General features: G+C 47.0%; 10 protein-coding genes. 5 read left to right on the top strand and 5 right to left on the bottom strand.

The window, feature by feature from the left end:
- The first annotated feature begins 95 nt into the window (after positions 1-95).
- The 4 genes from ACYVGO_RS03750 to ACYVGO_RS03735 all read left to right on the top strand — a co-directional run bounded on the left by ACYVGO_RS03750 (position 96) and on the right by ACYVGO_RS03735 (position 4,488).
- Positions 96-677 carry a LemA family protein gene (locus ACYVGO_RS03750; RefSeq protein ID WP_142770488.1) on the top strand — a complete coding sequence of 194 codons (582 nt, stop codon included), beginning with the start codon at positions 96-98 and terminating at the stop codon, positions 675-677.
- Positions 678-750: 73 nt separating this feature from the next.
- On the top strand, positions 751-1,185 hold the full coding sequence (locus ACYVGO_RS03745; protein ID WP_460967623.1) for a TPM domain-containing protein: 435 nt from the start codon (positions 751-753) through the stop codon (positions 1,183-1,185).
- A gap of 7 nt (positions 1,186-1,192) precedes the next feature.
- The gene (locus ACYVGO_RS03740) at positions 1,193-2,029 is read left to right on the top strand and encodes a TPM domain-containing protein (protein ID WP_460967621.1); all 837 of its coding nucleotides are present in this window, start codon (positions 1,193-1,195) and stop codon (positions 2,027-2,029) included.
- Between the two features lie 116 nt (positions 2,030-2,145).
- Positions 2,146-4,488, top strand: coding sequence for a carbohydrate binding family 9 domain-containing protein (locus tag ACYVGO_RS03735; RefSeq protein WP_460967619.1), 2,343 nt, complete (start codon positions 2,146-2,148; stop codon positions 4,486-4,488).
- A gap of 119 nt (positions 4,489-4,607) precedes the next feature.
- Here the strand turns inward: ACYVGO_RS03735 and lpcA are convergent, their stop codons facing one another.
- Both lpcA and ACYVGO_RS03725 read right to left on the bottom strand, forming a co-directional pair.
- Complete coding sequence (lpcA, locus tag ACYVGO_RS03730) at positions 4,608-5,180, bottom strand: D-sedoheptulose 7-phosphate isomerase (protein ID WP_142770484.1); 573 nt, start codon at positions 5,178-5,180, stop codon at positions 4,608-4,610.
- A 19-nt stretch (positions 5,181-5,199) separates the two neighbouring features.
- The gene (locus ACYVGO_RS03725; RefSeq protein WP_460967617.1) at positions 5,200-6,993 is read right to left on the bottom strand and encodes a hypothetical protein; all 1,794 of its coding nucleotides are present in this window, start codon (positions 6,991-6,993) and stop codon (positions 5,200-5,202) included.
- 134 nt (positions 6,994-7,127) lie between these two features.
- Here ACYVGO_RS03725 and upp point away from each other — a divergent pair, with 134 nt between their 5' ends.
- Positions 7,128-7,775, top strand: coding sequence for a uracil phosphoribosyltransferase (gene upp / locus ACYVGO_RS03720; protein WP_460967615.1), 648 nt, complete (start codon positions 7,128-7,130; stop codon positions 7,773-7,775).
- A gap of 80 nt (positions 7,776-7,855) precedes the next feature.
- Here upp and ACYVGO_RS03715 read toward each other — a convergent pair whose 3' ends face one another.
- From ACYVGO_RS03715 to ACYVGO_RS03705, 3 genes are all read right to left on the bottom strand, one after another.
- Positions 7,856-8,497 (bottom strand): LolA family protein, encoded by a 642-nt coding sequence (locus ACYVGO_RS03715; RefSeq protein ID WP_460967613.1) that lies wholly within the window; start codon positions 8,495-8,497, stop codon positions 7,856-7,858.
- 95 nt (positions 8,498-8,592) lie between these two features.
- Positions 8,593-11,166, bottom strand: coding sequence for an FtsK/SpoIIIE family DNA translocase (locus tag ACYVGO_RS03710; RefSeq protein WP_460967611.1), 2,574 nt, complete (start codon positions 11,164-11,166; stop codon positions 8,593-8,595).
- A 138-nt stretch (positions 11,167-11,304) separates the two neighbouring features.
- The gene (locus ACYVGO_RS03705) at positions 11,305-12,363 is read right to left on the bottom strand and encodes a quinone-dependent dihydroorotate dehydrogenase (protein ID WP_460967609.1); all 1,059 of its coding nucleotides are present in this window, start codon (positions 12,361-12,363) and stop codon (positions 11,305-11,307) included.
- Positions 12,364-12,383 lie beyond the last annotated feature (20 nt).

The raw sequence follows: 12,383 nt of genomic DNA, 5'->3' as shown, positions 1-12,383 counted from the left end.
GATGTGAAAAACACCGCTAACGTAGTTTTACATAAACAAATTAGTAGTTTTGACCAACTTTGAGTCCAACAATAACCTTTGCATTTCAACATACCATGTCAAAATCGTTAATTATCGTGGTGGTTCTTGCCCTTATTTTGGGCATGTATGGCTGTAGCTCATATAACGGCCTGGTTCAGAATGACACCGTTGTACAAGAAAAATGGGCACAGGTTCAGACCCAATATCAACGTCGATCTGATCTGATCCCAAACCTTGTTCGGACGGTTCAGGGCGCGGCTAATTTTGAGAAAAGCACCTTAACAGCTGTTATTCAGGCACGGGCTAATGCAACGGGAATTAACCTGAATGCCGACCAGTTGACTCCTGAAAACATTAAGAAATTCCAGGCAGCTCAAGATCAATTAAGTGGTTCGCTATCTCGATTACTGGCGGTAGCCGAAAATTACCCGCAACTCAAAGCAACGCAGAATTTTTCGGAGTTACAGGCACAACTGGAAGGCACAGAAAACCGTATTTCAGTAGCCCGAAATGATTTTAACGGGGCGGTGAGAGTTTACAACCAATCCGTACGCTCGTTCCCGAACAATATATTCGCCGGGATTTTTGGATTCCCAGTGAAAGGCTTCTTCGAGGCTTCACAAGCTGCTCAGAGCGCGCCAACGGTACAGTTTTAATGGCCTGGAGCAAGGTGCAGGGGGCAGGGCAAAAAACCGCGCTCCATGCACCTTGCTCTATGCTCTAAACCCTATGCAAAAGAACCCCTTCACCCCTGACGAGCAGCAGCGCATTATCGAAGCGATCCGACAAGCCGAAAAAGCGACATCGGGCGAAATTCGGGTGCATGTTGAAGCACATTGTGCGAACCCTGACCCTGTACAACGGGCTATTGAGGTGTTTGCCCAATTGGGGATGCATCAGACTAAGGATCAGAACGGCGTGCTCTTTTACCTCGCTTATACTGACCGAAAATTTGCTGTATTAGGTGATACAGGCATTGATGCCAAAGTGCCTGCCGACTTTTGGGAAAGCACCAAAGACCTGCTTCGTAGTTATTTTGCGAATGGAGCCTATGCCGAAGGGCTGAGCCGGGGAATTGAACGGGCCGGGCAACAGTTAAAACAGTATTTCCCCTACGCCAGCGACGACACTAACGAACTTGCTGACGATATTTCGTTTGACTGATACTGCCGTGAACGTACTCTCTTTCGTTACTACACTTTCCCGAATTTTCCGTCTTGGATTAGTCGTACTTCTGTTAAGCACGTCTGTCAATTTACAGGCTCAGGATACCGCAACCGATAGTGGGGCCAACACGGCTATACCTGAAAAGCCTAATCCACCCCGATTGGTGAATGATTTTGTGGGTATTCTGAGCAGTACGGAGCGCTCGCAGTTAGAACAGAAGCTTCGCGCTTACAACGACTCAACGTCAACCCAGATTACCATTGTTATTGTTAAAACAACAGAACCCTACCCTATTGGCGATTTCGCCTTTCAGGTAGGCAGAAAATGGGGGGTTGGTCAAAAGGATAAAAACAATGGCTTAGTACTTGCCTGGGCTACTCAAACACGCAAACTATTCATTGCTCCAGGCTATGGCTTAGAGGGTGCTATACCCGATGCTATTGCCAAGCGAATCATCACAAACACGATTGTTCCTGCTTTTAAACAGGAACAGTATTTCAAAGGGTTAGACGACGCTACAACCGAGATTATTCAACGGGCCAAAGGAGAGTACAAAGGTGAACCAAACTCGACTAGTGGCGAAGGCGATGGTGGCAGTGGCATTTTCATTGCACTCATCATATTTATTATTATCATCTTCATTATATCACGCCGGAACCGGGGCGGTGGTAGCAATCGCAATCGGGGGGGCGGCTGGGGAGGTCCCGTATTCTTCCCAACTTCGGGCTGGGGTAGTTCAGGCGGTGGCGGCTGGAGTAGCGGTGGAGGTAGTAGTGGCGGTGGTTTCGGCGGCTTTGGTGGTGGCAGCTTCGGGGGGGGGGGTGCTGGAGGAGATTATTAAATCCGGTTTGTCTTTCGCTTACTCGCCGATAAACGCGCTGAATAGGCCGTTCAACGAAAAAATGACGTTGCTCTAATCCAATCCTACTTATTTTGGATTAGTAAGCTACTCCATTTATGTTGCCCCTTCTAGTTCGTTATTGCCTACTTCTAGCAGTTCTCCCTTTTTATTCATTCGCACAAACCAACCTGACAGTACCAAATACGGCACAATCAGATGTTGTTCGGCCAGATACAACGCGCGAAGACCCAGTTCTACAGGAGCAGATCATTACAAGTCAGTCTGCCATTTTCGCGCCATCCAAAAAGCGTAGAGTTATTCAGGCTGTTGAAATAAGTGATAAGCTCAAAATTGACGGTCGCCTGGACGAGCTAGATTGGCAACGGGCTAAACCGATAAGTCGGTTTGTGCAGGTTGATCCCAAACAGGGTATGGCCGCCAATTTCGATACAGATATTCGGGTACTATTCAATCGCCATTTCCTCTATATCGCAGCTACTAATTACGACTCATTAGGGCGAAAAGGAATCCGGACCCCGAATTTTAAGCGGGATTTTTCGGCAATGGCGCACGATCAGTTTGGGGTAGTCATAGACGGTTTCAACGATCAGCGGAATGCGATGACGTTTGCCACCAATCCGTATGGCACCCAGCGCGACCTACTTTCCTTTGACGATTTACTGAACGATATAGATTGGGACGGCTTCTGGAAGGTTCGTACCAGCCGCACAGATTCAGGCTGGATTGCCGAAATGCAGATTCCCTGGCAAACGCTCCGTTATGTTCGCTCGGCAGATTCTACGCAGTCGTGGGGAATTAATTTCTTTCGCAGACGACGCTATTCTAATGAATTATCAGCCTGGTCACCCTACCCGAGAGCGTTTACATCGAGCCGTGTAGCGTATGCAGGCTTGATTACAGGCTTAAAACCACCTCCGCCTTCGCCTAATATTCGCATCCAGCCTTTTGTATTAGTTAGTGACGATCGGTATAATGGTACCGAAGTGGGTTATGGACAAAAGGCAACGCTTAAACTGGGTGGCGATGCAAAATGGGCAATCAACCCAAATACGGTTCTCGATCTAACGTTGAATACCGATTTCGCGCAGGCGGATGTGGATCGTCAGGTGAATAACCTTACCCGCTTTTCGGTACTGTTTCCCGAACGACGCGCTTTCTTTCTGGAAAATGCCAGTCTATTTGGTGTTGGTTTACCCGGCAATAAAGACACAGGCGAAGGAGGGAGCATGGTGATTCAGCCTTTTTTTAGCCGAACGATTGGCCTGGCAACCCTCCCCGATGGTACCAGTACACCAGTGCCTATCGACGCTGGGGCACGATTGGTTTACCGCTCACTTAACCGAAATTACGGGGGTATGCTGGTTCGGCAACGGGGCATTCCTGGTAGCCCAACAACCGATTTTTTTGTTGGACGATACAGTGAAAACGTTGGTCGCCAGAACCGTATTGGTGGTTTAGTCACCCTGAAAAACGTACACGCTATTGATAGTCTCGGTAGTCGGCAAAATGGCACGATCGCGCTCGATGGCTTTTTTCGTCTGAATCAGACATTGGCCTACAGTGCTATGGTCATGGGTACATTCGACTCAAAAGGTAGTGACCAGGGGGCGTCGGCTTACAGTCAGCTCTTCTACCGGACAAATCAAATCGTAGCCTGGTGGACGCAATCTGTAGTAACCCGGAATTTCAACCCAGCTATGGGTTTTGTTGCCCGCACTGATGTGATTGCTACCACGCCAGGCGTCTATCTGGTTAACCGGAGCAAATGGTTGCCCAAATGGGTACGTAATTTTGAGCCAGGTGCCTTTCTGGAACTCTATCACAAAGCCTCCACGGGTTATTTGCAGGAAGCTAATTATAACTTCAATCCCATTTGGCTGACGTTTCAAAACGGTGGTAGCCTAGGCCTGTTTGTGAATCCAACATTCCAGCGGTTGGATGATAGTGATTATCGCCCGTTGGGACTACCCATTGCATCCGGCAAGTATCGCTATACGCGTTACCAGCTTATGTTCAGTAGCGACCCATCGAAGAAGGTGTCATTCCAGTTAAATGGCGAAACCGGACGGTATTACGATGGAACTCTAAATTACGCCCGAGGCTCCATGGTCCTCGCTCCTATTCCACACATGGCATTTACGGTGAGTGGCGAGTTAAATGATTTCAGGAATGTAGGCCAGTATACAGGCACAATTGGTCTGTACAGCGTTGAGAGCCGTATGGCCGTGAATCCACGTCTACAACTGATCAGCTTTTTCCAGCGCAACACGTTCACCGATAAAAACATCTGGAATATCCGGTTGGCCTGGGAATTCCAGCCGCTTTCATTCCTTTACATCGTTTATAACAATGGAACCTATGCGGGTTCTATCCGAGCTACAGACCGCCAGCAGGAGCAACACACCATCGGGAAGTTATCGTATCTGAAGCAATTCTAAACCGCACGGGCCGACCGTGCGGTTTAGCTGATTTAAGGATTAATCTGATTTTGTTATATGATTCGCTTCGAAGAAGCGCAAGCAAAATCAGATTAATCCTTAAATCAGCTGAATCCCGGTCAGATAACCTGTTTTTCAATGAGCAGAATAAACAGGTGAATGACTTTAATATGAATCTCCTGAATACGGTCGGCGTAGCCGAAGTGCGGCACCCGAATTTCGACGTCGGCTTTCCCGGCGAGTTTACCGCCGTCTTTTCCCGTTAGCAAAATCACCTTCATACCCTTTTCACGAGCAGCCTCAACGGCGCGAATAATATTCCCCGAATTACCGCTTGTACTGAGGCCTAGTAGCACATCACCTTGATTTCCTAAGCCTTCGATAAAGCGCGAAAACACAAAATCGTAACCAAAATCGTTGCTCACACAGGAAAGATGGCTCACATCCGAAATAGCAATGGCTGCCAGTGACCGGCGATTATCGCGATAACGGCCCGAGAGCTCTTCCGCAAAGTGCATAGCGTCGCAGTGGGAGCCCCCATTGCCGCAGGAAATAATTTTACGGCCGTTCTTAAGAGCATCGGCCATAACTTTAGCCGCCTGTTCAATGGCTGAAAGTTGTTCGGGGCTACTCAGAAAGGTGTCCAGGACTGACTGAGCTTCGGTCAGTTCCTGGCGAATAAGATCCAACATGGAATAAGTTTATGACGGTTTAAAAAACCCAGTTGCGGTACGGTAAATTCCAGCGAAGGGCAAAGCTACCCACTTGTTCAGTATAACTATCGGGGCGGTATTGGCTATCCTGGAATCGGTAAAGCAAACGACCTTCTAAAAATACGTTGTGCCGAATCATATAAGATGCCCGCACATCAGCATAAGTAATTATTGTTTTACGGCCCTGGCCAATAAAATTTCCCTCATTACGAATCCGGAATGTATAGTCTTTCAGTATGTTACCACCATAGTTAATATCAGGCGTAGGATCGGCACCGTACATCATTATCCCTGCAATGCCGTTAATAGACAATCGCTTCTGCTGATACCGGATAATACCCAGACCTTCCATAAAATTACCACCCAGCGGATGTGCCAGTGGCTGACTATAATGTGCATAATTGGTTTGACCCGCACTCACGGTAGCCGATGATTCATGGGAATACGTAAATGGGCGGGCTAAATTGAATTCAGCGTGTAAATCGAGGTTCGGTACGTTGAACGCATCAATATATTTGGCCCCTACCTGTAAGGCAAACTTATTGGTCCAGTCTCCTTTGCCTGCCAGTAAGGGCTTAAGCCGAAACTCATCCAGCATAAACTGGGTATAGACCAGAAAATGAGACAAGAAGTTCGCTTTAAAGTCAAGACCAATAAATGCGTTGTCGCTGCTACCCAGGCTCGACTCGACATACCGATAGAGTATAATTGGATTTAAGTAGCTAAGATCCAGTCGATCCCGGCTAAATACTTCAGACTCAAATACCCCAACATTAACGTGATCGCTAATGTTAATGCTCAGATGGTGCATAGCCGCAAACTTGGGCGGAATTAACTTATCATCCTGGGGCCTTGGCGCCTGCGTATTTTGCAAGGACGTAAACAGATTTGTGTACTGAATTTTACTCCCTAAGCGTGTTGTCAGTTTCAGAAATAAATACGGTGGACTGTTGTCGGACAGTAACAGCGACCGAAAACCATTACCAAAGAAATTTCGGTCATGGCCAAACTGGATATTAATGACTTTGAGTGCATTCAGTGTAATGTACCCACGAGCAGACAGGAAATCGACACCGTTCGAGCGAAATTGCTTCACAAAACCTTCACCTGGTGCCGTAAACGATGTATCGCCCACAGCGCTATAGGTCTGGCCATACGTCTGTCCATATCGCTGAATGTACTCAGGGTAAATAGCCTGATTGTCGGAAAAGAACGTATAGAAACCCAGCTTCTTCCCAATGGTCCCTCGCACTTCCAGGCCTCGTGTATTGACAAATAAAGTCTGCTTGTTGTTCGTCCGAATGTCTGTTGAGCTGGATGTAATATCTGCACCTGCACCAACGTAAAACACCGGATTTACATGCAAATCAATATCGGGTGTCTGCAAACTATAGAAATCCGCTTTTTTCTGGTAAAAGTATTTCAGGAAAGGTTTACGGCTATCACCAACAGACATGGGTGCCCTCAAATGCCGGGTAAAAGGGTCTCTCCGAGCTGTATCATTGGGGGATACCCATTCCCAACTGTCATTACGTAGATAGTCGATTGTAAAGTAGTCGGTATCTGATAAGCCGCGGCCAGGGTGAGCAATTATGCTGTCGGTTAACTGAATGATACTCTGTCGGTTATACGGCTTTACAGAACTATGAAACCCCTCCGCCCAACGGTTTTGGCGAATTTCCAGCCGATCAATCAGGTGATAATAATCTGTATTGAGTGGCACAAATGGGCTTTGAGCCCGAACACTTAACGAAAGGAAAAGAAAACAGAAAACGTAAACGTTGCTGCGCATGTAACTTACTGGCTGTTGGCCCTAATAGGCTGATTATATAACCGATTGGACCCAATGAGCCGCTTAAATTAGACAATTGGTTTGGATATACGCCAACCTTGGGGCTAATTTACGCCGAAAGAAGCCCACAAACTATGTTTGTTTTTGCCCAGCAGCCCTCGTTAGCCAATCAGTTCATTGCCGAACTCAGAGATGTTTCCATTCAACAGGATCGCTTGCGGTTTCGCCGAAACCTGGAACGACTTGGTGAATTGATGGCGTATGAAATCTCAAAAAAGCTGCACTACCAGAATATTGATGTGCAGACTCCACTTGGTGTTTCCAGTACGCAAGTCCTTCGTCAACAGCCAGTTCTGGCCACTATCCTCCGTGCTGGACTCCCGTTTCATCAGGGATTTGCAAATTACTTTGACCAGGCAGAGAACGCGTTTGCGGGAGCGTATCGAGGCAGTTCGTCATCCGAGAATGAAGAATTTGAAATAGCGATGGACTACATCGTCAGCCCCGATCTAAGCGGAAAAGTCCTGATTCTGTGCGATCCTATGCTGGCTACGGGCCGTTCGCTCGAAAAAGTGTACCATGCTCTGTTGCGTTATGGAATTCCGGCTCAAACGCATATTGCGGCCGTCATTGCCAGCCCAGAAGGCGTTCGTTATGTGCAGCAACAATTACCCCAGTGCCATCTTTGGCTGGGAGCCGTTGACGATCACCTTAACGAACATTTTTATATCGTTCCGGGTCTGGGCGATTCGGGCGATTTATCGTTTGGAGCAAAAGTGTAGTAAGTGAAATAGGTGGAGTGAGTGTAATAAGTTGAAAACCTACTACACTCACTCCACCCATTTCACTTACTATACTCAGATTACCTTAAGTCTACAACTTCAACGCCCGGGTACTTCGATTTATCAAAAACGAAATATGAATCGGGGGTATTCACATTAGGGGTGAACTTCGTGATTGTATACGAAGTCTTTTTACCATCCTTGTTAATGATCAGCCAATTACGAACTGATTTATCTACTTTGTCAACCGAAATTTGTATCGTTGCAATAGGGCTCTTGGGCCGATTGGGTGTTAGTTCAATCACTTCCAGTGTGCGACCACCCTGTTTTTGTTCTTTTAAGAACTTGTAATCGAAACCACGTTTATAAATCGTATAGATCTGGGTCGGGTTCAATTCGCCATTACCACTGGCATCATAGTCCTGTACATTTACTTCGTTGGATTCTTTGATGTAGGTTGACATCACTTTGCCATCTGTAAATACCTCCTGACCACCCAACACTAGTCTAAACTTTTCGTTCTTAACCGTTAAATCACCCTTGTAGGATTCTTTTGCTCCTGCTCCGGCACTTGTGTAGGTAAACGCTGCCTGATAGGATTTTAACGATTTGTATTGTTTGCTCATCGCATCCAGAATACCCTGTGCGCGTTTGTCTTTCTGAGCTAAGGCTGGTACGACTACTAAAAAAGCCAGACTCAGCATCAATGTTATTTTTTTCATTTTTATAGGTGTTACTCCTCTCTTCAGGTTATTGTATAGTACTTAGACGGGAATTTTAAGCGAAAAGTTTAATAGTTACGCGATCTAGTTCACAACTAGTCTCCTTTAAGTCTTTTTAAGATTTCTTCTAACGTTTGTAAATCCTGAACAAGTACGTCCCGGGCTTTACTACCCTCAAATGCGCCCACAATTTTAGCAGCCTCCAATTGGTCAATCAGGCGTCCGGCGCGATTATAGCCGAGTTTGAGCTTACGTTGAATCAGGGACGTGCTGCCTTGCTGGTGAATAACAATCAACCGGGCAGCCTCATCGAACATTGGGTCCCGATTATCGAGATCCACATCTTTTTCGTCGTTCTGTCCGCCCTCATCGCCAACAAACTCAGGAAGTGCGTAAGCATCGTCATACCCACGCTGGTTGCCTACATATTCGCAGAGATCTTCAATCTCGTTCGTATCAACAAAAGGGCACTGTAGCCGGATAATTTCCGAGTTCGATGAGAGCAGCATGTCGCCCATACCTACTAACTGTTCCGCTCCGCCTGTATCTAAAATAGTGCGTGAATCTATTTTTGACGTTACTTTAAACGACAAACGAGCGGGGAAGTTGGCCTTGATTAGCCCCGTAATCACGTTTACCGATGGCCGTTGCGTGGCTACAACCAGGTGAATGCCAATAGCCCGTGCTAACTGAGCCAAGCGGGCAATGGGCTGTTCAACTTCTTTACCTGCCGTCATCATCAAGTCGGCTAACTCATCAACGATCAGGACGATGTATGGCAGAAAGCGGTGGCCTTTTTCGGGATTGAGCCGACGTTTTACAAACTTGGCGTTGTATTCTTTCAGATTCCGGCAACCTGCATCTTTCAGCAGATTATAACGGTTGTCCATTTCAATACAAAGCGAATTCAGCGTGTTGACAACCTTCTTGGTATCGGTAATAATAGGCTCCTCGGCATCGGGCAGTTTTGCCAGGAAATGCCGTTCCAGCTTATTAAAGAGCGTTAGTTCAACCTTTTTAGGGTCAACCAGAACGAGTTTCAACTGCGAGGGATGCTTCTTATAGATCAGTGAAGTAAGGAGCACATTCAACCCAACGGACTTACCCTGCCCAGTTGCCCCAGCCATAAGCAAGTGGGGCATTTTGGCAAGATCGGCCACATAAATCTCATTCGATATGGTTTTACCCAGCACGATTGGCAGGTCGAATTTACTGCTACTAAAAGCCTCACTCGAAATCATCGACCGCATTGATACCATCTCGCGGTTCTTATTCGGTACCTCGATACCAATAGTTCCCATGCCGGGCATCGGGGCAATAATACGAATACCCAAAGCCGATAAGCTTAAGGCAATATCGTCTTCCAGACTCTTAATCTTGGAAATCCGAACGCCTTTGGCCGGTATAATCTCATACAGCGTGACCGTAGGTCCAATAGACGCCTGAATGGAGTCGATTTCAATACCGAAATTCCGCAGCGTATTTTCGATTTTCTCTTTATTAGCCGTCAGTTCGTCATCCGAAACCTGTGCTTTTCGGCTATTCTGATACTCGGTCAGCAGGTCGTTGGTTGGGTACTGGTATTGCGGCAGGTCAAGAGTAGGATCATACAGACCATGCACGGCAACTAAGTCATCATCGTCAAAAGGGTCTGGTTCAAACGTGGGAGCTGGTGTAGCACTGAGTTCTTCATCATCAACTTGATCGTCTGGTATGACATCCCGATTTTTGATGGTCAGTGTAACACCGGTTGTTTTTGGCGTATTCTCGGCAACTGGTGTTTGCGGGATCGTATCCGCATCGACCTCATGGTTGTTTACGAACGAATTAACTGGTTCGATTGTCGCATTCGGTATGGACTCTTCTGCCATTTCCTGATCTTCGAACTCGTTATATTCATTCTGCTCAAACTCACTCTCCTCATAGGTTTGCAATGGGTTATCAGAGCGTCTCCAAGTTTGAGGGCGAACCGGCCTCGAAAAACTCGGCATTTTTATATGCTGGATATCGAAGAAATAGACAACAAACAAGAACAATAGAAAGCTGATGAAGGCCAAATTTCCCCAGCCAAACAGGCTATAAAGTGCAGCGTTCAGTTCGTAGCCAATACCTCCACACCAGATACTGGCCGTTTCGGCTGAGTCTGTTACCAATACGATATAGCCTAGAATAAGACTACACCAGACAGCAGCGAATAACAAAGCTGTAGTTGTTCGACTTAAAGGCAGCAACTCAATTTTAAACGTCAGTTTGTAACCCGCCAGGAATACAATGATCGGCAAGGCAAGCGCCCCTACCCCAAACCAACGGAACACAAACGCGTGAGCGATATAAGCGCCAACTAACCCAACCCAATTTCGGGTTTCGGTAGCCGATTCGGCCAATGGCTCCGAGAAAGCAGCCCCCACCACGCTCTGGTCGGCAGGACCATTGAGCAAGTAGGATATAAAAGCAACCATCAAGCCGATTGCAATAACCATCATTAAAACGCCGAGTGTCAGGGTCGAACGCTGGTCCGTAAACCACCGGTCGAGCGCAGCTCCCCAGTTAAATGAAGGCCCCTGAGAACGGCCAGCCGGTTTACCATTCGGTATGCGCGGACGAGGTTCATTCTTGTCGGTGGTTCGTCGGAGCGTATTCTGGCGTGGAGATGTCGTTGGCTGTGCCATTTGCGTTGGGTTAAAGCTATCGCAGTAGGGTAAATTTCCCACTTTTTAACGAAAAAGCGTGTAGTGTCGCAAAATATTGCGATTCCTTATTGAATGGGAGACTTATAAAGGGAGGGCCCAGCGGATAGTATGTAATGTTTACTTTTGCAAACTACTCCCTATTAGTGCTTTATTGATACGCTTAGCCAAACCTGGGCCTTCGTAAATAAAACTGGTATAAACCTGCACCAGGCTGGCACCGGCCTGTAGTTTCTCCTGAGCATCCTCGGCCGAAGCAATACCACCAACACCAATAATAGGGAATGTACCCCCCGATTGCTGATGCAAATACCGAATCACCTCAGTAGATCGCTCACGCAAGGGTTGCCCACTCACTCCACCCGCACCAATCTGCTCAACATCCGCCGGACTTGTTTTCAAACCAGCGCGGCTGATGGTTGTATTAGTCGCAATGACGCCTGCAATGCCTGTTTCTGCTACAATGGAGATAATATCATCTAACTGCCCATTCGTCAGATCGGGTGCTATTTTTAGCAGAATTGGTTTAGGTGCGGTACGTTGATGATTTTCCTGCTGAAGAGCGGTTAGCAATTTTGTGAGCGGTTCGCGTTCCTGCAAATCACGTAAGCCAGGGGTATTTGGCGAACTAACGTTCACTACGAAATAATCGACAGTATCGAATAACTCCCGGAAACTAAGCAGGTAATCCGTCAATGCACTTTCATTGGGCGTATCTTTATTTTTGCCAATATTACCCCCAACAATCACTTGCCGATTTCCCCGATTTCGGGAAAAGTGTCGAAGCCGTTCAGCAGCCGGACCAACTCCTTTATTGTTAAATCCCATTCGGTTTATTAACCCACCATCGGCTTTCAAACGAAACAAACGGGGGCGGTCGTTACCCGGCTGGGGGCGCGGAGTTACCGTTCCAATCTCCACAAACCCAAATCCGAGATCACTTAACTCACTCACTAAGTCGGCATTTTTATCGAAGCCAGCCGCCATGCCTATTGGGTTCGGAAATGTCAGGCCAAAAACGGTTCGGTTTAAACGTTTGTCCTCCAGAACGTATAGTTTTCGGCAAATAGCCGATATTCCTGGAATCGCCAGTGCTAGTTTGAGTAAAGTCGTAACGGTATGGTGAATGGTTTCGGCGTCGAAACGAAACAAGATCGGTAGGATAATGCGCTTGTACATACCCGCAAAAATACGCCTAT

This window comes from Spirosoma migulaei, assembly GCF_054776855.1.
Note: the sequence above shows the minus strand (reverse complement) of the source record. Positions and strands in the feature narration are given on the sequence as shown.

Excerpts from the sequence above, each read along its gene's own strand:
- upp (WP_460967615.1), top strand. The coding sequence starts at position 7,128 with ATGTTTGTTTTTGCCCAGCAGCCCTCGTTAGCCAATCAGTTCATTGCC.
- ACYVGO_RS03715 (WP_460967613.1), bottom strand. The coding sequence starts at position 8,497 with ATGAAAAAAATAACATTGATGCTGAGTCTGGCTTTTTTAGTAGTCGTA.
- lpcA (WP_142770484.1), bottom strand. The coding sequence starts at position 5,180 with ATGTTGGATCTTATTCGCCAGGAACTGACCGAAGCTCAGTCAGTCCTG.
- ACYVGO_RS03745 (WP_460967623.1), top strand. The coding sequence starts at position 751 with ATGCAAAAGAACCCCTTCACCCCTGACGAGCAGCAGCGCATTATCGAA.
- ACYVGO_RS03705 (WP_460967609.1), bottom strand. The coding sequence starts at position 12,363 with ATGTACAAGCGCATTATCCTACCGATCTTGTTTCGTTTCGACGCCGAA.
- ACYVGO_RS03750 (WP_142770488.1), top strand. The coding sequence starts at position 96 with ATGTCAAAATCGTTAATTATCGTGGTGGTTCTTGCCCTTATTTTGGGC.
- ACYVGO_RS03725 (WP_460967617.1), bottom strand. The coding sequence starts at position 6,993 with ATGCGCAGCAACGTTTACGTTTTCTGTTTTCTTTTCCTTTCGTTAAGT.
- ACYVGO_RS03735 (WP_460967619.1), top strand. The coding sequence starts at position 2,146 with ATGTTGCCCCTTCTAGTTCGTTATTGCCTACTTCTAGCAGTTCTCCCT.
- ACYVGO_RS03710 (WP_460967611.1), bottom strand. The coding sequence starts at position 11,166 with ATGGCACAGCCAACGACATCTCCACGCCAGAATACGCTCCGACGAACC.